Genomic DNA, 23,177 nt, shown 5'->3' with positions numbered 1-23,177 from the left:
GCGAGCCCCACACAACCAATAGACTAAATCACCAATCACCTCAAATCTACTGAAAAACTAAAAGAAAGATGCTCTAATGCGGGTGCCCCAGGAGGTTTTCTCGTTGGTGATATTCGTGGAAACGAAAATGTTGTTTTGACCTCGCTGCACACACTCTTCATCCGAGAGCACAATCGGTTGTGTTATCTCATTAAGTTGCTCGATCCTGATGCCAGCGACGAGCAAATTTATCAATTAGCGAGGAAAATCGTTCAGGCGGAATTGCAGCAGATTTCATACAACGAATTCATCCCTGCCCTGCTTGGCGAAGGGGCAGCTTTGAATCCCGTCGCCTCTCCGTCGGTCCCTTCGATATCGACCGAATTTGCGACAGCATGTTATCGCTTCGGGCACAGTATGCTGTCGACGAATATCGAGGTTGGTGAAAGCGGTACAATGAGTCTCTCCGAAGCGTTTTTCAATCCGACCTTTCTGATGGACAATCCTGCAAATGTCGATCAACTTCTTGCCGGCCTGCCGCTGAGCCCTTGCCAGGAAATCGACACGAAAGTCGTCAGCGATTTGCGAACGTTCCTGTTTGGTCCTGCGGGATCTGGAGGATTCGATTTGGCGGCACTCAATATCCAGCGAGGTCGAGACCATGGTCTCTCCGACTACAACTCAATGCGGGAAGCTTTTGGCCTCTCTCGCGTGACAGAATTCGCTGAAATAACAAGCGACGCCACTATACAAACGGAGTTAGAAAACTTGTATGGAACCGTTGATAACGTGGATGCCTGGGTTGGTGGACTGGCAGAGGATCATGTCTCCGGGGGGAGCACTGGGTTACTCATCCGGACAGTCCTGCTCGATCAGTTTTCCCGTCTTCAGTCAGCAGATGAGTTCTATCATACAAACGATCCCGATCTGAAGTCATCGTTGGTTGAAGCGATAATCGATCTGGACAACATTTCGCTGCGAAAAGTTGTCCTCGCGAACACGACTGTTCGCAAGACTTCTGTCAATCCGTTTTTCACAGGTACGATGGAGGAGAGCGATATACTTGTGGAGTTTGATGACCAAAGCAATCGAATTCACATGACCGGAAATCGAGAAAACAACTCCGTTATGGTGATAGAATCGGAGTTCGGAATCACCATCATTGCAAGCGATGGAAGTCTGGTGAACGGCGAAACAACTGTCACCATTCCGGCAGGTCGCAAACCGAACCTCTGCGTCGACTTTGGCGGAGGCGATGATCGCGTTGTCCTCATGGGAGTTGAACTCAACGATGTTGTAATCGCATTGGGAGATGAAAACGATAGTCTTATCAGTCTTTTTGCTCGCACAAATCTCCTGGTGAGTGATACCGATTCCGGGACCTCACCAAACCCAGACAACGAAGACAACCACTCTCCGCGAAATGACAACCGTCGCAAGAGCGACTCAAAGAAGAAGTAAATTTGTTAACAAAATGAAACGGTTCGATGGGAAGGGTCGTTCAACTTTTTCAGAAGCGTTTGAACTGACCGACAACGTCAGGAGACCAAAGGCGAATACGATATCCTTTATTCCTTAAGCCGGACACTTCAAGTGTCCGGCTAAAGGAGTTTCAGCACAGGCAATGCGTGTGAAGTCCAAAATTGACTTTGCTCTTGTTACTTCAGGTTTCCCCAATCCTGGACAGAAATTTTGGCTCGATCGCCGCAGAGTTCACGGATTCTGGAGATCAGTGAGTAAGTTCGTCCAGCGACTTCAGAGCCGTCTCGGGATTCGAAGTTCAACCGTAGCAACGGTTCGTTATTGGATGCTCGAACATTGAACCACCAATCAGGAGTGTAATCCTCAACCTGTCGATAGATCCGTCCGGTCGGGTCACCCTGTTGGTCGATTGTGAAGACGTCGTCCGTGGTTGCGTATTCAGGGACTCTTGGATTGAAGACACTTACGCCGTCGATATCGAGCACGTAGCTGTTTTTTGAGTCATCGCTGAATTCCGTTTTGATCGCGGCAATGACTTCGGTACTCATCGATTTCCAATCGGCACATTCAACTCGGAGGTTGACCTCTCCGCTATTCGGCCATGGCTTGAGTTGCCCGAGGAGTTGCGAGCAACTCAGTCCGGATTCAAGAAGCATGTCCCAGAACGTGACCATCGCAAACAACCCAGAGTCTAAACAGTATGTGTCGGGGAAGTTGTAGTGAGCGGACGATTCACCACCGAAAACTGCTTTTGTTTTTGCGAGTGCAACCTTGGCAGCGTCTTGACCAACGCGGGAGAGAATCGGCTGCCCTCCTGCGGCGCGAACTGTTTCTGGAACAATCCACGAAGAGACTGCCGAGTAGACTACGGTCCCACTGTTATTGTTCTTTTCGACCATGTTTTTGGCTAAGGCAGCCAGCATGACCGACCCCGAAACGAACTGACCCCATTCATCAACCAGGAAGACTCGGTCGGCATCGCCATCGAAGGCAGCCCCGAAAGCAGCCCCTTCTGCGATGACAGTTTCTTGCAACAACGCAACCGCTCCTGGCAGGCCGGGATTGGATGGGCGCGTAGGAAATCGACCATCGATCTGCTCAGCCACTGCGAGCAACTCAACTTTTGCACCGCGTCGTTCCAGGGCTGTTTTCAGGAGTGGCCGAAACAATCCGCCGACTCCATTCCCGGGATCGAGGACGATTTTCCCGGAGGAGTCGCCCAGGCGGTCCGAGCGAGACAAAGCGGCTTCCACAAAATCTTCTTGAAGACTCATCTTGCCAGCTGTTGGAAACGGTGCAGTCACTGAGTCGGTCGCGGAGCCGTCGTCGCCATCTTCTTCAAATTGTGGAGCAAGATGATCGGACGGACGCATAAGGTCCACCCCGCCGGTCTCTTTATTTTTGAAAACACTTTTAATGCCGTTGTACTCAGCTGGGTTGTGAGAAGCAGTGATCATGACTCCGGCATGAGCACCGCATGTCCCCTCCCCGACTCCCCATTGAATCATGTCGGTCGTGGCAAGCCCACTGGCGATCGGACGTCCTCCCTCAGCGGAGATCCCTTGAATCAGAGCAGCATAAATAGCTGGCGATGACGTCCTTCCATCTCGACCAACGAGAATCCCGGGCGTAGAATCTTCCCCCAACGTTTTTCGCAAGCTGCGAACGAGATACTTTCCGGAGAGCCAGGCAAGTTCTTCATTGATCTGGTTTGGGTAAACACCGCGAACATCTGCACTGCGTTGAAACATCGCCGGGTCGAACATCAAACTTTCCTTATTCATCTCTGGGATTTATCGGTCTCAAGCATTTTAAATGCTGGTGCTGCTGTAAAGACCAATATCGGATTTGCTGCAGGGTGAGTCTCAGCCGAAGTGTCAGTATGCAGACTCAACCATAAAGCGTCAATTTTATCATTCGTTGTGATTTAAGGCATTGAAGAATATCATGACTGTTCTGGACAAACTTTGGTACTGATCCGAAAAGTCGAACTTGGTCTCGGAACTTAAGCCATTCGCTAGAAGCAGTCTCAAAACCTATGGAATTGCAACCTTTCTCTGTGCCGGAGAAGTGAACAGCAAGTTTTGAGACCAGTTCTAGAACACTTCCGTGCTCCTTGTGCTCGTAGAGAGTGCTTTTATGTGGAAAATCGCACATATTTGCGCGCTGTCTTACGAAATTGGTTTTCGAATCGGTCCTTCACAAAACGATCACTCCCTGCTGAGATCACATTATGTTGGCGAAGCGAATCATTCCCTGTTTAGACGTTCACGCTGGCCGAGTTGTGAAAGGTGTGAACTTTCTCAACCTGCGCGATGCTGGAGACCCGGTGGATATCGCTGCTCGATATGAAAATGAGGGGGCTGACGAACTTGTTTTCCTTGATATCACCGCCAGCCACGAAGAACGGGATATCATTCTCGACGTAGTCGCTCGCACAAGTGAAGTCGTCTTCATGCCGCTGACTGTCGGTGGAGGGATTCGCACACTTGATGATATTCGAAAGCTACTGAGTGCCGGGTGCGACAAAGTTTCAATTAACAGTGCAGCTGTCACTGATCCAAACTTCGTCAAGGAGGCGGCCCTGCGATTTGGGAGCCAGTGCATCGTCGTCAACATCGACCCCAAAAGAGTCCCGGTTGCAGGGGCTACAATCCCCGAATCAGTCCCTGAGCACCTGAGAGTCCGACCGAGACCGGGCAAGAACGGCGAGGGCGAGCAAGTCTATTGGGACGTCCACGTCAATGGAGGTCGGAAGCCGACGGGGCTTGATGCTGTTGAATGGGCGAAAGAAGTAGAGCGTCTGGGAGCTGGAGAATTGGTCCTGACGAGCATGGATGCCGACGGCACGAAGGATGGTTTCGATATCGAGATCACGAAAGCCGTTTCCGAGGCTGTGAACATTCCGGTCATTGCCAGCGGTGGAGCCGGACATCCTCAGCATCTATGTGATGCAGTCACCGCAGGTGGTGCGAGTGCGGCACTGGCTGCGAGCATCTTCCATTACGGTGAGTTCACAATTCAGGAAACAAAAGAATATATGGCTCAGCAAGGTGTGACTGTTCGCATGGTCGAACAGGCAGCATCTTCCAAAGCAGAATAATCACTGACAGGAGAATCCGATGCCAAGTTTGCAATCTGCTCAAGATATCTTTGAACGTCAATTTCTCGAGATGCGCTGTGAGCTTCTGAATCTGGCAGCCGCGCTGGACCGAATTCATCGGGCGGACGGAGCAAGTGATGTCCAAAACGATTCACGAATGAAACAGCTTGCGGACGCGATTCAAATCGTCGCCAGCGAAGGCGACGACCGCGCAGAACGTCTTCAACTTCTCTTTAGCGACGATTACGTGGAAGGCTGGAACCAATAAGTTCTGTCAGCTACCGAGACACAGGTCGCTGCACTCTCAAATTTTTCGAATTGGCTTTGCAGTTCCGCCTCGTAGTAAACAGTTCTATTCGACGATGCCAAAGCGGTAAACCGTTTGTTGCGAATAGGTCTCGCCGGGGCGAAGGACTGTTGTCGGGAAGTGCTTGTGGTTAGGAGTGTCGGGAAGGTGTTGGCATTCCAGACAAAAACTGGTGTGCCGATCTTTCCCCGCTGTCGCTTCACTCTTGTTGAAATGGTTAGCGGTGTAGAGCTGAACGCCTGGCTCGGTGGTGAGCACTTTCATCGTGCGTCCGGAATGTGGATCGCTAACTTCAGCCGCAAGTTTGAGTGACTGATTCCAACGGTTAATCAGGAAGCAGTTGTCGTACCCATTGCCGACCTTGTCGATGTCTTCCCCAATGCGTTTTGGAGATCGGAAATCGAAGGGAGTCTCTGCAACATCAAGAACCTTTCCAGTCGGAAGGACGTCGGCGTCGTTCTCCAGGACTCGATCCGCGTACAGCTTGAGGACATGATCATACACCTCCCCATCGCCTGAGAGATTCCAATAAGTATGATTCGTCAGGTTGAGCACAGTCGGGGCGTCTGTTGTTGCACTGTATTCCATGACAAGGTCGTGTCCATCAAGACGATACACGACATCGACAGTGAGTTCTCCCGGGTAGCCTTCATCTCCATCAGGGCTGACGAGACGAAACGTGACCTGATCTTGCTGCGGGTTAAGTAGCTGCCAGACTTTCTTCGCGAACCCCTTGGTTCCACCATGCAAGTGGTTGGGACCGTTGTTGATCGCAAGGTTGTAAGTCTTTCCGTCGAGTTCAAATTGCCCACGGGCGATTCGATTTGCGAAGCGTCCCGGAGTGGCTCCAAGAGATGACGGGTTCGACAGATAGTATTCGAGATCAGGAGCCGTGACTGTGATGTTTGCCCAGTTCCCTGCTTTGTCAGGAGCTTCAACTGACACGACCGACGCCCCGGCATTGGTCAGATTCACACGGAGATATTCATTTTGCAGCTGAAGACGTCCATATTCCTGGCCGTCCTGCGTTTGTCCGACTGTTGTCCAGTTATCAGGCATTGGTCTCCTCAATCCTTTATAGCATTTTTCGAATTGGCATTCGCGATCTGCCTCGTGGCGAGCAGCAACTTTTCGAATGAAACGCGTTCTTCACGGGTACATGATAGAGCAAACTGCTCTAGAAAATTCACATCGTGGTGTTGGAGATGCACCTCGATGCTCGAAATCACACAATGAATTGGAACAAAAAAACGACCGAAGAGAGTTTCTTCGGTCGTTAGTATTTTGTCGAGGACGACACCATTAAAACTTTGGAACACGAGCCTGGACTTTCGGATCATCGTACCTGGGGCTCCAGTACCGACTCTCGAATTTTACTCCAAACCCCCAACTTTTTTCTGCCTGAGCACGTTGTGCCCAAGGAGTGCCTGGATGCTCTTTGATCACCAGATCGTACATTTTGAAAGCAAGAGCTTTTTGCTTCTCGAGCTCTTCCATGTCAACCTTCGTCGCCTTCACCTGTTGCTCATCAGGTGGAAGCATATTCTTGGTGTATGCCTTGATCCACTCATTGTCCTTCGGGTCTTTGGGCTTCGGGTTCTCTTTTACATGCTTGTCGAGAGCAAGCAGGTATTGGAACTGACGAACTCGATAGCACAGGAGCTGAGCGTAAGCTAAATCGTAAGCCGCGCGCCAACGTGGCTCTCGTTCCTCTTCTCGAAGTGACTTTACCTTTTCGAGTCGATTGACCCCTTCCTGGACTTTGGCCATTGCTCGAACGACCTTGTCGAACTGGATCTTTCCTTCAGCTTTGAATTCAGCAATATCCATAGGGTAGTGATCATGACGGATATTGAGTTGAGGGTCATACCCTGCGTGCGGGTTGAGGGCGACAATGACCTGCCAGATCGTTTTGCGGAATTCACTTTTGTTTCGCGATGCCTCGTAGTCTCGGCGAGACAACAGCAAAGGTTCGTACTCTTTCATGGCGAGATCGTCAAACTTTCTCTGTGTTTGCGCCAAAGCACCAGTCATGTTCTTCTCTTCACTGTTGAGCAGGAAGAAAATCCCCCCAGATCTCTTGGCAAGGCGGACTTGCCCATAAGGTCCAAACCCACTTGATGCGGAATCCCAACGACGGTGGAATCCATCGTACTGCAAACATTCCGGGAAGGCGGTTTCTGGTCCGCGATCAACTCGAATCCAGAATGGCAGTTTGGATTCTTCGTCGACCCAGCGAACTTGTGCGTAAGGATACCCAAAGATCGCCTCGCGGCTGAGGAAGTAGACTGGGGAGCCAGCACGTTCTGCTTTCGCAATAACTTCTTCGAGCATCGCTTCGTCGTCACCGGTTTCATCTGTGACGACAATGATGGCGAGCTTACGATCCGATCGTTTGGCCCCAACAGAGTACTGGTCGATTGCACCCGCAATCGCGGTATACATATTTTCTTTTCCGGTTGGATCTTCTTTGATCTCACCAATCGCTTTACGAATTTCATCTAGATCGCCCGTCGGCTTCTTCAGATGTGGGTAAGTTTTTTCTCCGAAGCTGGCAATCATTGTCTCAAGTGCAGCGTAACGCTGTTTGCCCGAAGTCGCTTGCTTCTTGGCGATGTCGAGCTCTTCGTAAATTTTATCGAAGTTGTTTTGAATCTCTTCACGGTCGTCGGCAAGGCTGCTTGATGCATCGAAAAGCCAGACTGCCATGACGGGCTGCTTTTTCATCATGCGAGTCAGTTCAAGAGTGATCCGGTGCATCGCTGCCCCGTACCCTTCAACCCGTGCTCCGACTTCCCCGGAGACTTCGCCTTCCCCCAAATCGACTGCAATTTCGCCTAGACCGGGGAGTGAGATATCAGCAATCGTGGTGACGTTGATCTCTGGGTCCTTCAGGGCCTCAGAGGCTTCAATTTTCGTCTGAGCGACTGGCGAAGCGGCAGCTGAGCCAAGATTCGTTGTGACCATCCCGCCGGACTGTACGGACAGATTCTCAGAGACGTTCATGTCCGTTGTCAGCTCTTGCTCAAACTCCTGCTGATCACGCTCGTCCGCAATGACAGTTTCAACAGCGACGACATCAGACTCGTCGTTGAGTTGAAGCTTATAAAATGCCATTGCGCCAAGCAGTGCTGCATGGACAACAATGGAAATAATAATTGGGGGAGCACTTTTTCCGAGCATGTCATGTCTCAAATCAATTGAAATATCAGTCCAACATTCAGGTGGCCCAAACGATAGCTTTTAATGAAAACGAATGACAGGACATGCTTCCATGCAGACGTCCTCTCCAGATTGTACGGCAGCTGAGAGATTTAGGTAAGAGGTTGAACCTTCAGAGCGAGAGTTCAAGCGAATTTACAGTTTCGGTCTTGCGCGTGGTTTGGCAGCTTTTTGCCGAGCGACTTCTCGGCGTTCTTCATCGGCGAGGAGGAGTCGGGCGACTTCTTCCTGATTTGCACGGAGCATTCCGTTTGAACCGGGAATTGCTTCGCTGTACTCTTCCCAAGACCAACCCAAGTCCATTTCGAGTTCTCTGGTCGCGAGCATCGCCCAGGGAGTTCCGGGGTGATCGTCAATGACTCGCTTAAGGTATTCCTTGGCGGACGCGGCAGCTTTTCGCATTTCCGGTCCTGTCAGAATTTCATCTGAAGGGACAAGTCGCCACATGTTGCTTTTCTCATCTGCAAATGGCTTCGGCGTGACACGCATGTTTGCCAGCATGGTGTTGTAACCAAAGTACCGGACACGCATTGCCAGAATACGTCCCATTGCAAGGTCAAAGGCGGCCTGCCATCGAGGTTCTCGCAAAGCGTCTCGATCTTTAGTTCCGGTACTGAGACCATCGTAGAGACGTTTTAATTCGTAGTCGATTTCAGCAACGGGTTTTTGAGCTTCCGTGATATCAGTACGGAGAATGTTGTCGTTGTAGCCACGGAATGTCAGCTCCGGAATCGGTGAGCTTGAGCGATATGTCATTTCTGCAACATTCACCAATGCCCGTTTCGCTCCATTCTTGGCGATTTCTTGTTTGATGACGCGAACAGGACGATAATCAGGAGCGTATCTTCTCATGATTGCCCGATCGAAGTTGTATCCGCGTGTTTCCTGAGTGATCAAGTACATTCCACCGGTTTCTGCACAGAGGCGAGTCAAGGCGTATGGCCCATAACTCGAAGACATCTGCTTCAGCTTCCAGTCTTGTCCACTTCCAATGAATGGGAGTTGAACGGCATCAGGGAACGCACTTTCCGGTCCTTGATCTACAGGCAGATAGTCAACATACCCATCTTCAAATGTGTACTCCACGTAGCCTTTCAGCTGACCGAAGATGGCTGCGTTTCCGATGGTAAAGAAGCGTGTGTTCGTTCGTTTCCCAAGTGTGATGACGCTTTCAAGGTATTGGTCCGCGTCATCCCCTTTTTCATCTGTAATGATGAAAACGAGCTTGTTCCAGGGGCCTTTGCTGCGATGCCAGTTCTGGAATTTCTCCAGGGTCATCTTGGCGGCTGAAAAGACCATTTCCTTTCCGGACTCGTCCTTCTTGATCTCCTTGCGAACAATTTCGCTCAATTTAGCAGAGTCTTGAAGTGGCTCTGGTGTGTGAAGATTTGCTTTTTCGCCGAACGAAGCGATGACAGTGTATAGAGAATCGGTGTCGCCCGTTTCACCAACCTGCTTGTAGATGTTGTCGAAGCGATTGGCGACCGCTTCCCGGCGTTCATCAAGAGAGCCAGATGCATCGAACAGCCAAATGACCATTGTCTTGCGAGACCGCAAAGAGTTGCGAATTTCATAGGCAGCACGATCCAAAGCTCCTTCGACGCCACCTTCAACCTTGTCGCTGGTCCCTTTGTTTTCGAATTCCTGAGCAAGATCTTCTGATGTGTGATCAATGGATTCGCTGGCAAAATCGCGAAGTTCTGGATTAAAGACCTCGTCGAATTCCTGCTCCCGCGATTCTGCCTTATCAGCAACAGCGGTCGCAACCTGCAAGGATGGCGACATGCTCACGCCAGTTCCGTCGGTTCCGACCTGATCCATCGCAGTTTCATTGAACCGGAGTTCTTCTTCCTGCAATTTGTCGTCGACCACACTGGTGATCGTCGTGCTGTCGAGGTCTTTCTGAGACTCCAGGACGATATAATTGAAGGCAGCAAGGATCGACAGGTTGATCACCAGGCTGATACCCCAAGCAGGCATATCTCGCATTGCTTTCGACATCGTCGAAACCCCTTATTTCTCAAGAGAGTACAGAATCTGAGGTCATTCACCTCGAGCTTGATATCATAGGTGAAAATCGATCGGTATTCAATCAAATCTTCCCCAATGAGTGGATGCACCTGTACAGGCAAACCATCCCCTATTAATAATTACCACTCTCAGCTTGAAAACATTCTTCGAAATCCGGGGTTTTCGTGACATCAAATTGATTCAACCTGATTTTTTGACCGAGAGCGTTTGCCGGGACTCTTGATTTGGTCTCAAAAGCTGATAAAGTCCCCAACTTGTTTGAAAAACAGTTATTTCAATAGAGAGTTTGCCACACCGGTGGCAAAAGCGGCGTAGGAGCCGAGTGGAATGTCAATTACGAAAGAACGTAAAACGGAACTGGTCAGCGAGTTCCAGAACTCCAGTACCGATACTGGTTCACCGGATGTGCAGATTGCTGTGCTTACTCATCGTATCAATGCGTTGACTGAGCACTTGCGAGAGCACAACAAGGATCATGCAGGCCGCAAAGGTTTGTTGATGATGGTTAGCCGTCGTCGTCGTCTTCTGGATTATGTCAAGAAAAGAGACCCAGGTCGTTATGTTGACCTGATCACCCGCTTGGGAATCCGCAAGTAGCCCCAGTTCAAGACGTGTCCGAGTCAGGTCGTTACTGGTCCCGGGATGTCTGCTGGTAAGGGATTTTTATGGTCTGCAATTCGGACAAGAAGTTTGTGTATCAGATGTTGAACCATCTGATTGATTGAGCAACCGATGAGCCTTGACACGATTTTCGTGGCAGGGCTTTTTTCGATTCTCCGAATTCAATGATCATCACTTTCGTGAAGCGTCTAAAGCGATTTCAGCACTTGTTTTGGCTTTCCGCACTCGTGACGAACAGTCAATGAAGTCGTAAAACGATCTTCACTGGCAAGGAAAGAGCTGGAAAGACTCTAGCATTCACATTCAAGGCTGAGTTGGCTTCAGCGACGTTTGATGAGCAGGTGAGTGAGTCTGTGGAAGACTTCGAGAGTCGTGTCACTTCAGGTCCAACCGGGAACAAGCCCGGAATCAGAGGGCAGAATATTTTGGCAACGTTCGCTTTAGGTCAGCCGTGATGCTCCCCTGTTCGAGAAGCACGATCTGTATTTCTCAAAGAAATCAATCGTAATTTCTGTATTGTTTTTGTTGTTTTTAGCATTTTGCTAATTCATTTTGCACCCGCGGTTTTGATTGCGCAGCGTTTCTTAAAGTTCTGCGTGCTACACCATTCACAAATCCGCACTAGTAGGAAAATATTGTGAGTAAAAAAGTTCAGGTTTCAAAAGAAATTGCCGGCCGGACACTGACGTTGACCACCGGTCAGCTTGCCAAGCAGGCAAGCGGGTCGATTCTTCTTCAATACGGCGACACCTCTCTCTTCATCGCTTCACAAACAGGGCCATCTCGACCAGGGACAGACTTCTTCCCTTTGACGATTGATTATCGCGAAAGATTCGCAGCTGCCGGAAAATTTCCCGGGGGATTCCTCAAACGCGAAGGTCGACCAACACAACGTGAAATTCTCACCTGCCGATTGACCGACCGTCCATTACGCCCGCTCTTCCCGAAGATGTTTCGCGACGAAGTGCAGGTCATGATCAACGTGATGTCTTGCGACGGAGAAAATGATCCCGATGTATGGGCCATCACTGGTGGTTCCGCAGCCTTGGGCGTCTCTCCCCTTCCATTCCAGGGACCAATTGCAGGTGTTCGCGTCGGGATGATCGACGACGAATTCATTCTGTTCCCGACTGTGGAGCAAATGAAAGAGTCTGACCTCGACCTTGTCATGGCGGGAAGCAAAGAGTCCGTTTTGATGATCGAAGGCTTCGGAGATCAGATCCCTGAAGACCAGATGGTCGACGCCCTCATGTTCGGGCACAAAGCGGTCATCGAAATTTGCAAAATGCAAACTGAACTCTTCAAAAAGGCCGGTATCGAGCCTTTCGACTACGAAGCTCCACCAGAGAATCCATGGCTCTCGATTGTAGAGAAAGAATTCTCCGGAAAAATCAAAGAGGCTCGTCAGAACACCAAAAAAGTAGAACGCTCAGCAGCGACAAAAGCTGTCCGTGACGCAGTCATCGAGAAGTATTTCCCCGGTGATGAAACAGAACTTGAAGATGGCCGAACGCTTGGCGATCTGAAGGAAGCCTTCTACCAAATCGACATGAAAGCTTGCCGCTCGTTGACCATGGCAGGCAAACGCCTCGATGGTCGTGGAACAGAAGACTTGCGTCAAATTGACTGTGAAGTCGACTTACTTCCGGTTGTTCACGGTTCAGCCCTGTTCACACGTGGCGAAACGCAATCGTTGGCAACAGTTGTTCTCGGAACCGTTCGCGACGAGCAACGTGTGGATGGGCTCTTTGACGAAACCAGTCAGAGTTTCTACCTGCACTACAACTTCCCATCATTCTCCGTTGGCGAATGCCGTCCGATTCGTGGACCGGGTCGACGTGAAATCGGTCACGGTGCATTGGCTGAGCGTTCAATCGTTCCAGTGCTCCCGAAGAAAGAAGCCTTCCCATACACGATTCGCATCATCTCCGACATCCTCGAATCAAATGGATCGAGCTCGATGGCATCGGTTTGCAGTGCGACATTGGGACTGATGGCAGCTGGTGTTCCAATCAGCCAACCGGTTGCTGGAATCTCAGTCGGTGTCATCAAAGAGGGTGATGATTACGTTTTGTTGACCGACATCATCGGTGACGAAGATCACTTCGGTGACATGGACTTCAAAGTCGCCGGGTCACAAAAAGGAATCACCGGGATTCAATTGGACCTCAAGATCGACGGGATCAACGAAGAGATTATTCGCAAGACCCTCGAGCAGGCGAAAATTGCCCGCCGAGAACTGCTGCGAACCATGCTCTCCACGATTCGTCGTCCTCGTCCGGAACTTCCCGATTCAGCACCTCGTATCGTTACGACCAAGATCAATCCAGAGAAAATTGGCCTTGTGATCGGACCAAGCGGCAAAACAATCCGCGCGATTCAGGAGAGCACCGGAGCTCAAATCGACATTGTCGACGATGGAACAATCACGATTTCTGGAAACAGCAAAGAAGTTTGTTCAGGAGCACTCGCTCACATCGAAGCACTCACCGAAGAGATCAAAGTCGGCCGAATTTACAGCGGAACTGTAAGTTCGATCAAAGACTTCGGAGCCTTCGTTGAAATCGCACCTGGAAAAGATGGCCTGCTGCACATCAGCGAACTCTCAGACGGGTTCGTGAAATCTGTTGCCGATGTCGTTAAAGTTGGCGAAGCGATTGATGTCAAAGTGATTGCTGTCGATGACCAAAACCGCGTCAAACTCTCTCGCAAAGCTGTTCTCGCTGAGCAAGGTCTCACCGACAGCGAAGACGAAAGTGATGACGAAGACGACGACGATTACGATGGCGAAGAGGAATAATCCAAACGCCTCGTGAAATGAGCCGCTGCCACTTTCAGAAGTAACGTGGCTTTTTCACGATGAATAAATCATGAATATGTTTCAGCCGAGGGGATTTATCCCCTCGGCTTTTTTTATGCAGCAAGAGCATTTCCAATGCTTTTTGTGCCCGTGAAGTCTCCTTCCTCGACTCTATGAGCTGCACCCCACGAGGCTGAACGCCAACATCAAGTTCGAATCTGCAAGAGCATTTTCAATGCTTCTTGTGCCCGTGAAGTCCCCTTCCCCGACTCTATGAGCCGCACCCCACGAGGCTGAACGTCACCATCAGGTTCGAATCTGCTTACGTCGTGTCTCGGTGACCACAAATTGAACTAACTGTCCCAGAGTTGCACCCTCGAAATCTTCTGCATTCAGATCCAGAATTCGGGCATCATGGAGCAGCCCAAAGATCAAGTTGAGGCGGAGTTCGTTTCGAACTTGATCGAGCGTGACATTCTCGATTTCACTCTGTTCAGTTTCGAAATCGATACCAATTTCAAGTTCGTAGTACTCTTGTAGAAAATCGTCCGGGATCTCTTGGTTTTGCCGAGTGAATCGTTCAGCGATCTCCTCATCGAACAGTTTTAGCTCAGAGTTCAGTGAGTCGAGCGATGTTGTTGGTTGCATCGACTCGATTGGAACTGAAGTCTCTTCTGTGATCGCAAACATCAAATCCACGATGGGCGACCCTCCAGCATCAGGATAATGCTCTTTGCACCATTTCAAGACAGCTTGGTGAACCTTCCAGAGAGCAACCCACCTCCAGACTTGCCAGATCAGGCAGAATGGGATGGTGAGCAACAGCAGAACTCCGCCCCAAACTGAAAACTGACCAAAGAAGATCGCGAACAACAACGCGAAAAATGCCCAGCCGCAACCGGTCGCATCCGTCGGCTGTACTCGTTGCCTTTTCAGTGTCAGGCGTTGGTGCTTCATAGAGCTGTCGTTCTACTCACTTCTACAGGAACGATTCATAGAAACTCAACTTGTCAATTCCTCAGGGACTCATTTTCCATCGAACTGAAACGGTTGGCCGGCGAGGTCGTAGCCGGGGCGAAGGGCGATGTTGGCGAGGAGACCGATGCTCAGACATGTCGTCACTAAAGATGAACCACCATAGCTGAGGAGCGGTAGTGTCAGTCCGGTAATGGGCGCCAGACCGACGGTCATTGCCATGTTAAAGAGTGCCTGCGTCCCGATCATGGCGACGATTCCCGTTGCAACAAGCCGACCAAACGGGTCACGTGTCTTCGCTGCGATGTGGAGTCCGCATAAACAGAACGCTGCAAAAAGTGCCAGCACTCCCAGTGTCCCCGGAAGCCCCCACTTTTCACCGATCAGGCAGTAAACGAAGTCGGTTCGTCCGGCGGGAAGCCGATAAGCAGCCGGGTCGTCAAGCGGCATCCCGTCGACGGAACTCCCCCATTTTCCGCCTAGTGCGAGCATTTGCTTCGATTGCCACAAGTGATAGCCATCACCGGTTTGTGGTGAGCCTGAGTCACGTTGCCGGAAGACTGCTGTCACGCGAGACTTCTGCTCAACACTCATGACAGACCAGAGCATCGGCAGGATCAATACCCCAGCGATCACTGTTGTTAAGAGATGTCGAAACCTGGCCCCCGCTGCAAACAACACCGCAAACAGCACTGGAAACAGGAGTAACGAAGTCCCCAGATCAGGTTCGCGAAGGATGAGAATTACGGGGACACAGGTCATCAGAAAAGGAACGATCAATCCAACAACGGTTCGATGATTTTCACGGAACATCAGGTAACGGCTGATCGCCAGAACGTAGGCGACTTTGGCAAGCTCTGAAGGCTGCAAATACATGAATCCGAGTGGAATCCAGCGTCGGGCTCCGTTGCGAGGAGGGAAGAAGTAAACCGCGACCAACATGACGATCGTGCAAATGAGAGCTGGGTAAGCCCACTCTTTCAGCTGCCGAAAAGGAACAACCAAACTGGCAACCATCGCAGCGGCTGCAAAGAACAGCCACATTACCTGACGAGGTGCGTACACCCCTGCACTTGCAAGTTCGTCTCCACGACCGATTCCCGAAATCCCCAGCAACAACAAAAGCAGGGTGATGATCGGAACGGCGACGAGAGTCCAGGGAATGCTTCTTCCGTGATGCATCTGGAAAGTCAGGAGTTAAGTGTGTGAGGAGTTTTCACAGGCCGCAATGATATTCCCGCAAAGAGTGCTTCTCATGTGGCAAATTGCACATCTCCGCGAGACAGAATCCGTACATCTTTCTTCGCAACAACAAAAACAGCCCCGAAAACATTTTGTCTTCGGGACTGTAAGTTTAGGCGGTTAATGCAGAATCGGAAAAGATCAGTTCGCCAATTTGAGGACGTATTCTCGCTTTGGCGGAGTGTTCATCTCAAAGATTTCGTCTTCGAGAGCCGTCGCATCAGCTGTTAGCTTTGCAGACCGTTCGACGATCCCCTCGACACCAGCTTCTTGAACTTTCAGCTGCTTCTGGAGTTGCTCATTATCTGGAGCCGCTTCAGCACTTCTTCTGGTTCGGGCATATCGCTGAAAACCAAGCCATTCCTTCCGCAACTCCCCAATAACGGTTTCGTTGCGTTCTTTATTCTTCATCGCAACGGCGAGCGCTTGCTGGTATTGGGGTGTCTTCGCATTGCCTTGCAATTCGATATGTCGACCTAAAGCTGTCGAGTCATACGTTCCGACCTTTTGGCCATCGATGAGAAGGTCGTATTTTCCCGGGTTGAGTCCGTGGACTTCGAGCATTTCCCCGCTGAGGCGATGTCCCAGGCGTGTCAGTTTGACACCTTCTGCAGCTTCTTCCGGAAGGACCCACGGGAGTGAATCAGCTTCCCAATGAAAGGATATGCCGTCCTCTGTTTCTTTGATTTCGGTAATTTCTCCCCCAGTCACCTTCGCTGCCCAGTCGCCGTTGGCAGCTTTGGAGATTTTGATATTCGAGACACGTCGTGGAAGTCCCAGGTTGTCGATCATGGCGGTCGCCATCACCACTTGCCCTGCAGCTCCTGGATGAACGGCGTCAGCAATGAGGGTGAAGTTGGGATCTGTTTTCCGTTGATTGAACGTGATTTGATTCAGCGGTGACCACATATCAACGAAGCCCAGCCCCCGTTCTGTGGCGATCTCCTGGCACCATGTTCCGTAGTAGGCCAGCACGGAATTGTAGAGAGCTGTTGCGTCGGGATCGCGTTTCCGGCGCGGGTTCAGTCGAGCAGCGCGGGCATCGAACATGGTCGGCGTCATCAAAATTGGAGTCGCTCCAATGTCCTGAATCCGGTCGACAACATTGATCATGTCCTGTCGGTACGTTTGAAATGTTTCGTCATGGTAAGGAACGTAGGTTCCATCGTTCATCCCCAGCAAAACTGTAACGTACTTCGGTTTGTAAGCAGCGACGTCATCGTCAAATCGTTGCAAGGCGTCCCATGCACGTGCGCCCCCAACTCCAGAGTTGTGAATTTTGAGCCGCATTTCCGGGAACCGCGTATAGAAATAATCCTCAACGTATTGCGTGTAGAGGCGTTGATGTGTGATGCTGTCTCCCAGGAAGACAATGGAATCACCATCCTGGAGTTCCAGTTGAGCGAGCGGTTTTGCGAATTGGACCGGCTCGGCTTCCTGAGCTGCGAGATGGCCATTCACCATCGCCAAGAGGGTCAATGAAAGAAGGAACTTACGCATGTGATCGAGTCCTGTATGATTGACGAAAATTTACCTAGCGTGATAGTAGTCAAATCGGTGTTTCAATTTCTATCAGAGGGAGCAACGCTCTGACCATCCAATCTCAATTTTCTGCGGACTACATCACTGCACGGGAGCGATTTTGCGAAACAGCCAAAGAGCGGGGATGGTCGCTAAGTTCTCACCCTCGCGAAGGTGGGAGAGATGAAGAACTCTGGACGGACGTCGCTCGTATTGGTGCTGAATCACCTGATAGAAGGCTCATTATCAGTTCCGGCCTGCATGGCGTCGAAGGTTATTTTGGATCGGCAATCCAGTTGCAAGCACTGCAAAATCTCCAAGCGAAGAAGTTCGCCCAAAGTGGACTTGAAATCGTTCTTGTGCATGCGTTGAACCCGTTTGGATTCGCACGATCTCGGCGTATGGACCAGTCGAACATTGACCTCAACCGCAACTTCTTGATCACTGGCGAGCTCTATGAAGGCTCGCATGAATTTTACCGAAAACTCGATCCCTTCCTGAATCCAAAGTCCTGGCCGAAACGTGAGCTTCCGGCACAATTGCAAGCCATTGCCAAAGCGATGCGATATGGTCTGGGAAATTTGAAACAGGCGATTGCCGAAGGCCAGTACGATTTTCCGTTAGGTCTGTTTTATGGCGGAAGCGAACCAGCTGAAACGATGCGATTTTTTGAATCGCAAATCCTCCCGGAATTCCAGTCCGCTGAGGCGGTTCTACATCTGGACCTGCATTCTGGGCTCGGGAAACGTGGTGCGTTCGAGTATTTGCTGGACTACGAACTCGCCGCCAAAGAGCGGAACTGGTTGAACAAGTCTCTGGGAGCGAACCTTCCCGCTCAGCAGTTGGGATCGGCCTATAACGCGCGAGGGAGTCTCTCTCACTGGATTCGCCATCAGCATCCCGCAGCGATTTCCCTCTGCTGGGAGTTTGGAACATCGCACTCAATTTCAGTTTTGGCAGCTTTACGAGCAGAGAACGCTGCCTATCATTGGGGAGACCGAGGTTCAAAAACATTTCAAGCAGCGAAACAGAAACTCAGAGAGGCATTCTGTCCTTCAGGAGAATCCTGGCGGAAAACTGTTTTGAATTCTGCGGATGCTGTCCTCCAGCGGATCGTCAAAACGTGGGGCAATGCGTAAGATTCATGGTTGAAAGACAAATGAGTCGCGTTCCAGACTTGATGCGTGAAGTCACGCTCAATTTCCAAAGTGAGTTTCAATGCATGTGTTAATTATTGGTTGTGGGTATGTAGGTGAGCGGTTCGCAAAGCAGGCGGTAGAGCGTGGTTGGCAAGTGACTGCACTCACTCGCAGTCAGAAACGCGCTGAAGCCTTGCAGTTGGCTGGCATCCGACCTGTCATCGGGAATGTTCTCGAGCCGAAGTCGTTGCAAGCATTACCGCAAGCGGACCTGTGCCTTTATGCAGTCGGGTATGATCGAAGTGCAAATGAGAACAAACGGGACGTCTATGTCTCGGGATTGAAAAATGTTCTGAGTGAAATCGCTGATCGAATCCCGCGATTGATCTATGTTTCCAGCACGAGTGTCTACGGCGAATCAACCGGTGATTGGGTTAATGAAGAGACACCCTGCGAACCAGCGAATGAGAGTGGACAGATTTGCCTCGACGCAGAAGCAGTTGTCAATGAAGTCTACGCTCGCAACCTAAATCGTGATGCAACAATCGTACGCCTCTCGGGAATTTACGGCCCCGGGCGTTTGATCGGTCGTAAAGAACAATTACGCGGACAGAAACCAATTTCAGGCAACCCTGATGGGTGGCTGAACCTGATTCATGTCGACGACATCCTGCAAGTTTTATTCATTTTAGCGAGCGGAACCCCTTCCTCCTCTCTCTATCTGCTCAGCGATGAGCGACCGAATCGCCGCTTCGAGTTTTATTCGGAGTTGGCAAAACACCTCCAGACCCCTGCCCCGGTTATGCCAGACGAGCCGTCAGCAGACTTTGGAAAACGTTGTGACAGTTTACGAATTCGAAATGAGTTAGGAGTGAAGTTACTGCGACCGACAATTCAGGATGGGATTCCTGTGAGCATTGAATAAAACGAAGTTCAACGCAGAGCACTGCGGCGGCGGATTGGCCGTTGGATTCAACTGCCATTTCACAGTGTTGTCTTTGCGGAGTCGTTTTTTTGCTTCATTGCCGCGGAAGTTTGGTTACCATAGAATACGCTGAAGACTCAAGTAGACTTGCTCCGAAGTAATCGATCGCGAGTATTGTGTCTGAGTTCAAATCAGTGAACTCCGATTTTGAAGTTCGCATCTTTGCGAACTCTTGGGAATCGTGAAATTCCCGTGAGCGCTCTCTGGCAATGGGTCGTGCGATTCGATTAGGCTTGTAGGATGCGCTCCAAATTTTGGGCGTTCCTTTCTGATTTTTCATTTTCGTCGAGGTTTGCAGATCGTGGTTTGCATGTTCGCTCGACATTAAAATACCAAGGCAAGGAGGCGTTTGTGTCGTTGGCACAGCTTCTTGAAAGTCGTTTTCGTGGAGACATCCGCTTTCGTGGACAAGCCTATATTCAGGCAGAACGAGTCTCGATTGCACGCGTCTCACCGGATGATCTGCATGGCATTGTCCGTGATGGAGTCGAATATCAAACACATCTGAGCCGCCAGGAAGGTGAGTTGCGGATGTTCTGCTCGTGCGTCGGTGATGCACAAGCTAAAGAACCAGCCTGTAAACACTTGTGGGCTACGATTCTTTCGGTCGACGAGGGTGAGTATCTGACCGGAGTTCCGCGCGCTGGCAACATTCCGCCATTCGCAGCGGACACCACCTATACTCCATCACACCTGATTGAAGAAATCGAAGACGAGTTCGACTCTCTGGAGTTGTTTAAATCTTCATCGTCTTCTTCTTCTACGACGACAGCGACGACGACAACATCTGCAAAGCCCTCCAAAAGGCAGTTGCGCGACTGGGAAGTTAAGCTCCAGTCACTCCGCTCCGAGATGCCCGGATCTTCTCAATCGGGATCAACGGCGGAATCGCGTGAGCGAGAAATCTTCTTCGAAATCGATATCGTTGAAAGCCAAAAAGCTCAGCAACTTGTCATTCAAACATCTCAGCGTCAACGACGAAGTAACGGTCAATGGGGAAAGCTGAAACCACTCAAGTTGAGGCCAAACCGTCTCGAAGAAATTGAACACGCCGACGACCGCCGCATTCTCGCTTTCCTAGCAGGCGGAACTCCAGAGCGAACTGGCTGGATGGCGCAGCAGGCGGAATTTCAAACGTCAATCTTTCGCTACCGCGTTCCTTACGAACTCTGTAGTTTGATTCTCCCGTTGATGTCAAAATCTGCACGCCTCCGTTATCTGAATAGCCCGGAGAAAGACTGGACTCCCCTGGTTTGGGATGAGTCCGAAGCGTGGAAGCTTTGTCTTGTTCTCGGGCAGGATGACGAAGAAGGGACGTGGCAACTCAAAGGAGAAGTTCGCCGGGGCGAGGACAAAATGCAATTGTCCGAGTGCGAACTCGTTCTGCCGGGGGGACTCGTCGCGACCAACGAGGCAATCTATCAGTTGGAAGATTTCGGAGCCTACGACTGGGTTCCGATGCTGTTAGGCGAGCATCAACTCAGTGCCAAAGATGGCGAAGAGCAGGATCTTGTCGACTGGTTACTCGACATGCCGGTTCTCCCTCAGCTGGATCTTCCAGAGTCATTACAGCTTGAAGAAGTCCGTCCTGACCCAATCCCCAGACTCGTCTTTCGATCACCGCGCAAACGGGGTTGGCGACACGAGCGGATTCAAGGAAAAATCGAATTCGAATACCTCGGAACAAGTGTCGCTGCCTCGAACGTGCAGTGGGCGATTGTTCAGAGAGAAGAAGGCCGCTGCCTGCTGAGAAATCAGGAGTTGGAATTCGAGTATTGGTCAAAACTGAACGAGCTTGGCTTCCGCCGACTGGTGGATCACCGCCAGAGTGCTCACGACGTTGACATCCCGGTCAGCGAACTGGGGCGCTCGGTTCGTGAACTGGTTTCCGATGGATGGCAAGTCCATGCCGATGGAAAAGAAGTTCGTCAGCCGGCATCGGTGAAGTTCAATGTTCGCTCAGGAATTGATTGGTTCGAGTTGACAGCAGATGTCGACTTTGAAGGCCGGAAAGCCAACTTCCCCGAGCTCCTTGCAGCTTTAACACGGGGAGATCAAACAATCCGTCTCGACGATGGATCACTTGGAATCCTCCCGGAAGAGTGGTTGCAGCAGTACGGAATTCTGGCAGGTCTGGGAACGATCGACGAAGAGGGCTTGAAGTTCTCGACAACTCAAATTGGAATCGTTGACGCTCTCTTGTCTGCCCAGGAATTTGTGGACTTTGACGAGAAGTATCTCGAACTCAAAGCGAAGCTGGCCGCCTTTGATGGTGTCGAGGAACGTGTAGAACCCGAGAACTTCGGTGGAGAGCTTCGTCCGTATCAACGTGAAGGCTTGGGCTGGCTGCACTTCCTTCAAGACTACCACTTTGGTGGTTGTCTGGCGGACGATATGGGATTGGGAAAAACAGTCCAGATGCTGGCACTGTTCCAGGAACGAGCCGCCACGCGAAAGAAAAAACTTCCGTCACTGGTCGTTGTTCCGAAATCGTTGATGTTCAACTGGGTTCAAGAAATTCAAAAGTTCGCACCGGGCTTAACGTTTCTGGAATACACCGGCCCCGAACGTTCGAGCCGCTTTGCGGATATTCCGAAAACAGATATCGTCCTGACGACTTACGGAACCTTGCGTCGCGATATCATGGAAGTGAAAGATCAGGAGTTTGACTACGTTGTGCTCGACGAAGCACAGACAATTAAGAATGCGTCGTCTCAGGCTGCGAAAGCATCACGACTCTTGAAGGCCAACCATCGTGTCGCCCTCTCGGGAACTCCAATTGAAAACCACCTCGGTGACTTGTGGTCAATCTTCGAGTTCCTGAACCCCGGGATGCTCGGGCGCAGCTCCATCTTCAAAACTCATGCGACCGATGCTGCGAATGCAAAATCACGTCAGCTGATCTCCGCAGGTGTTCGGCCGTTCGTCCTGCGTCGTACAAAAGGCGAAGTTGCGAAGGACTTGCCGGAAAAATTCGAAGAAACAATTTACTGCAGCATGGGAAAACGCCAGCAGGAACTGTACTCCGAACTCCGCGACCACTACCGAGACTCACTGCTTGGCCTCGTCAAGGAACAGGGGATGGGCAAAACTCGCATGCATGTTCTCGAAGCACTGCTTCGACTGCGTCAGGCGGCGTGCCACCCTGCTCTGCTTGATCGTGGAAGCGAGGATGATGGATACGCCAAACTTGACACCCTCATTCCGCAGCTTGAAGAACTCATCGAAGAAGGACACAAGTCGCTGGTCTTCTCGCAGTTCACGAGCATGCTGTCCATCGTCAAGAAGCATCTCGACGAGAAAGGTGTGAAGTATGCGTACCTGGATGGGCAAACACGAAAACGGAAACAGGTTGTCGATCAGTTCCAGAATGATGATGACACAAAGGTCTTCCTGATTTCGCTGAAGGCAGGTGGTTTGGGTCTCAACCTGACAGCTGCCGAATATGTGTTCCTGCTCGACCCGTGGTGGAATCCTGCTGTCGAAGCGCAAGCGATCGACCGGGCACACCGCGTTGGACAGACAAATCAGGTGTTTGCGTACCGACTCATCTGTCGGGATACCGTCGAAGAGAAGATTCTCGAACTTCAAAAGAAGAAACGAGAACTGGCCGATGCCATCCTCGAAGGCGAAAACACTCCTTTAACCGATTTGACAGCGGAAGACCTGGAAATGCTGCTCTCGTAACGAGCAGGTCTTCGCCATTCAAAGAATTCGTTTCCCAGCAGACTTCATTGCAAGTCTGCTGGGAATTTTTATGCAACAGGCTT

At 50.8% G+C, this 23,177-nt stretch carries 15 protein-coding genes; 8 read left to right on the top strand and 7 right to left on the bottom strand.

Annotated features, from left to right (window positions below):
- Positions 1-27 precede the first annotated feature (27 nt).
- Complete coding sequence (locus tag ACN0YR_RS23260; RefSeq protein WP_417851605.1) at positions 28-1,440, top strand: peroxidase family protein; 1,413 nt, start codon at positions 28-30, stop codon at positions 1,438-1,440.
- 197 nt (positions 1,441-1,637) lie between these two features.
- Here ACN0YR_RS23260 and ACN0YR_RS23255 read toward each other — a convergent pair whose 3' ends face one another.
- Entirely contained in the window at positions 1,638-3,227 is a 1,590-nt protein-coding gene (locus tag ACN0YR_RS23255) for a hypothetical protein (protein ID WP_417851603.1), read from the bottom strand.
- A 467-nt stretch (positions 3,228-3,694) separates the two neighbouring features.
- On the opposite strand from ACN0YR_RS23255, the gene hisF reads away from it, so the two are divergent.
- Both hisF and ACN0YR_RS23245 read left to right on the top strand, forming a co-directional pair.
- On the top strand, positions 3,695-4,564 hold the full coding sequence (gene hisF, locus ACN0YR_RS23250) for an imidazole glycerol phosphate synthase subunit HisF (protein WP_417851602.1): 870 nt from the start codon (positions 3,695-3,697) through the stop codon (positions 4,562-4,564).
- A 19-nt stretch (positions 4,565-4,583) separates the two neighbouring features.
- Entirely contained in the window at positions 4,584-4,832 is a 249-nt protein-coding gene (locus tag ACN0YR_RS23245) for a hypothetical protein (protein WP_417851601.1), read from the top strand.
- Positions 4,833-4,916: 84 nt separating this feature from the next.
- Here ACN0YR_RS23245 and ACN0YR_RS23240 read toward each other — a convergent pair whose 3' ends face one another.
- From ACN0YR_RS23240 to ACN0YR_RS23230, 3 genes are all read right to left on the bottom strand, one after another.
- On the bottom strand, positions 4,917-5,930 hold the full coding sequence (locus ACN0YR_RS23240) for an aldose epimerase family protein (protein WP_417851600.1): 1,014 nt from the start codon (positions 5,928-5,930) through the stop codon (positions 4,917-4,919).
- A gap of 243 nt (positions 5,931-6,173) precedes the next feature.
- Positions 6,174-8,054 (bottom strand): vWA domain-containing protein, encoded by a 1,881-nt coding sequence (locus ACN0YR_RS23235; protein WP_417851599.1) that lies wholly within the window; start codon positions 8,052-8,054, stop codon positions 6,174-6,176.
- 174 nt (positions 8,055-8,228) lie between these two features.
- Complete coding sequence (locus tag ACN0YR_RS23230) at positions 8,229-10,094, bottom strand: vWA domain-containing protein (RefSeq protein WP_417851598.1); 1,866 nt, start codon at positions 10,092-10,094, stop codon at positions 8,229-8,231.
- A gap of 357 nt (positions 10,095-10,451) precedes the next feature.
- On the opposite strand from ACN0YR_RS23230, the gene rpsO reads away from it, so the two are divergent.
- Both rpsO and ACN0YR_RS23220 read left to right on the top strand, forming a co-directional pair.
- Positions 10,452-10,721: a 30S ribosomal protein S15 gene (gene rpsO / locus ACN0YR_RS23225; RefSeq protein WP_145196603.1), complete on the top strand. Its 270-nt coding sequence runs from the start codon at positions 10,452-10,454 to the stop codon at positions 10,719-10,721.
- A gap of 661 nt (positions 10,722-11,382) precedes the next feature.
- The gene (locus ACN0YR_RS23220; RefSeq protein ID WP_417851597.1) at positions 11,383-13,545 is read left to right on the top strand and encodes a polyribonucleotide nucleotidyltransferase; all 2,163 of its coding nucleotides are present in this window, start codon (positions 11,383-11,385) and stop codon (positions 13,543-13,545) included.
- Positions 13,546-13,851: 306 nt separating this feature from the next.
- Here ACN0YR_RS23220 and ACN0YR_RS23215 read toward each other — a convergent pair whose 3' ends face one another.
- The 3 genes from ACN0YR_RS23215 to ACN0YR_RS23205 form a co-directional block, all read right to left on the bottom strand.
- On the bottom strand, positions 13,852-14,502 hold the full coding sequence (locus ACN0YR_RS23215) for a hypothetical protein (RefSeq protein ID WP_417851596.1): 651 nt from the start codon (positions 14,500-14,502) through the stop codon (positions 13,852-13,854).
- A gap of 69 nt (positions 14,503-14,571) precedes the next feature.
- The gene (locus ACN0YR_RS23210; RefSeq protein ID WP_417851595.1) at positions 14,572-15,702 is read right to left on the bottom strand and encodes an FtsW/RodA/SpoVE family cell cycle protein; all 1,131 of its coding nucleotides are present in this window, start codon (positions 15,700-15,702) and stop codon (positions 14,572-14,574) included.
- A 201-nt stretch (positions 15,703-15,903) separates the two neighbouring features.
- The gene (locus ACN0YR_RS23205) at positions 15,904-17,262 is read right to left on the bottom strand and encodes an SGNH/GDSL hydrolase family protein (protein WP_417851594.1); all 1,359 of its coding nucleotides are present in this window, start codon (positions 17,260-17,262) and stop codon (positions 15,904-15,906) included.
- 53 nt (positions 17,263-17,315) lie between these two features.
- On the opposite strand from ACN0YR_RS23205, the gene ACN0YR_RS23200 reads away from it, so the two are divergent.
- The 3 genes from ACN0YR_RS23200 (at position 17,316) to ACN0YR_RS23190 (ending at position 23,094) form a co-directional block, all read left to right on the top strand.
- Positions 17,316-18,422, top strand: a complete 1,107-nt coding sequence (locus ACN0YR_RS23200; protein ID WP_417851604.1) for a DUF2817 domain-containing protein — start codon at positions 17,316-17,318, stop codon at positions 18,420-18,422.
- Positions 18,423-18,501: 79 nt separating this feature from the next.
- On the top strand, positions 18,502-19,347 hold the full coding sequence (locus ACN0YR_RS23195) for an SDR family oxidoreductase (RefSeq protein WP_417851593.1): 846 nt from the start codon (positions 18,502-18,504) through the stop codon (positions 19,345-19,347).
- Positions 19,348-19,758: 411 nt separating this feature from the next.
- Complete coding sequence (locus ACN0YR_RS23190; protein ID WP_417851592.1) at positions 19,759-23,094, top strand: SNF2-related protein; 3,336 nt, start codon at positions 19,759-19,761, stop codon at positions 23,092-23,094.
- Positions 23,095-23,177: the final 83 nt, after the last annotated feature.

This window comes from Thalassoglobus sp., from assembly GCF_048270125.1.
Lineage (GTDB): Bacteria > Planctomycetota > Planctomycetia > Planctomycetales > Planctomycetaceae > Thalassoglobus.
Note: the sequence above shows the minus strand (reverse complement) of the source record. Positions and strands in the feature narration are given on the sequence as shown.

Coding starts and splice junctions, on each gene's coding strand:
- ACN0YR_RS23195 (WP_417851593.1), top strand. CDS start 18,502: ATGCATGTGTTAATTATTGGTTGTGGGTATGTAGGTGAGCGGTTCGCA.
- ACN0YR_RS23215 (WP_417851596.1), bottom strand. CDS start 14,502: ATGAAGCACCAACGCCTGACACTGAAAAGGCAACGAGTACAGCCGACG.
- ACN0YR_RS23240 (WP_417851600.1), bottom strand. CDS start 5,930: ATGCCTGATAACTGGACAACAGTCGGACAAACGCAGGACGGCCAGGAA.
- ACN0YR_RS23235 (WP_417851599.1), bottom strand. CDS start 8,054: ATGCTCGGAAAAAGTGCTCCCCCAATTATTATTTCCATTGTTGTCCAT.
- rpsO (WP_145196603.1), top strand. CDS start 10,452: ATGTCAATTACGAAAGAACGTAAAACGGAACTGGTCAGCGAGTTCCAG.
- ACN0YR_RS23205 (WP_417851594.1), bottom strand. CDS start 17,262: ATGCGTAAGTTCCTTCTTTCATTGACCCTCTTGGCGATGGTGAATGGC.
- ACN0YR_RS23210 (WP_417851595.1), bottom strand. CDS start 15,702: ATGCATCACGGAAGAAGCATTCCCTGGACTCTCGTCGCCGTTCCGATC.
- ACN0YR_RS23230 (WP_417851598.1), bottom strand. CDS start 10,094: ATGTCGAAAGCAATGCGAGATATGCCTGCTTGGGGTATCAGCCTGGTG.
- hisF (WP_417851602.1), top strand. CDS start 3,695: ATGTTGGCGAAGCGAATCATTCCCTGTTTAGACGTTCACGCTGGCCGA.
- ACN0YR_RS23255 (WP_417851603.1), bottom strand. CDS start 3,227: ATGTTCGACCCGGCGATGTTTCAACGCAGTGCAGATGTTCGCGGTGTT.
- ACN0YR_RS23245 (WP_417851601.1), top strand. CDS start 4,584: ATGCCAAGTTTGCAATCTGCTCAAGATATCTTTGAACGTCAATTTCTC.